Here is a 561-nt window from a genome sequence, read left to right as displayed (position 1 = left end):
GCACCCAGCGCTCGGGCGACTTGCGCAGCTCGGCCAGGTTCGGGCAATCCAGACGGTGCACCACGATGCCCTTGCCGGCGGTGTGGTAGCCCATGATGTCGTCACCCGGGATCGGCTGGCAGCAGTTGGCGAAGCTGACCACGCCGCGCTCGCTGCCATTGATCAGGATCTTCTCCTGCGAATGCTTCGAATGCGCCCCACCGCGCAGCTCGGCGTAGGCCATCAGCGCCTGCGCGGCCTGGTTGGGCATCCAGTTGCCCAGCGCCACTTCGGCCAGCAGGGCCTCCAGGCGGGGGTAGCGGTGTTCGGCCAGGAAGGCATCCAGGCGCCCCTTCGGCAGGCGCTCCAGCGAGCTGTCCATCGCCTCCAGCGCGCGGTCGAGCATGCGGTGGCCCAGCTGGACCGCGTCTTCGTGCTCCAGCTGTTTGAGCTGGTGGCGGATGGCGGTGCGCGCCTTGGAACTGACCACGAATTCCAGCCACTGCGGCTTGGGCGTGGCCGAGCGCGCGGTGATCACTTCCACCGTCTGGCCACTGACCAGCTTGGTGCGCAGCGGGACCA

1 protein-coding gene is annotated in these 561 nt (G+C 68.4%); it reads right to left on the bottom strand.

What is annotated here, in order from left to right:
• A partial coding sequence (locus AAE045_RS24050) for a RelA/SpoT AH/RIS domain-containing protein (protein WP_455549813.1) occupies positions 1-561 on the bottom strand: 561 nt, incomplete at both ends.

The organism is Dryocola clanedunensis, assembly GCF_038405435.1.
GTDB classification, from domain to species: Bacteria; Pseudomonadota; Gammaproteobacteria; order Enterobacterales; family Enterobacteriaceae; genus Dryocola; species Dryocola clanedunensis_A.
This window is presented reverse-complemented; position numbering and strand designations above follow the sequence as displayed.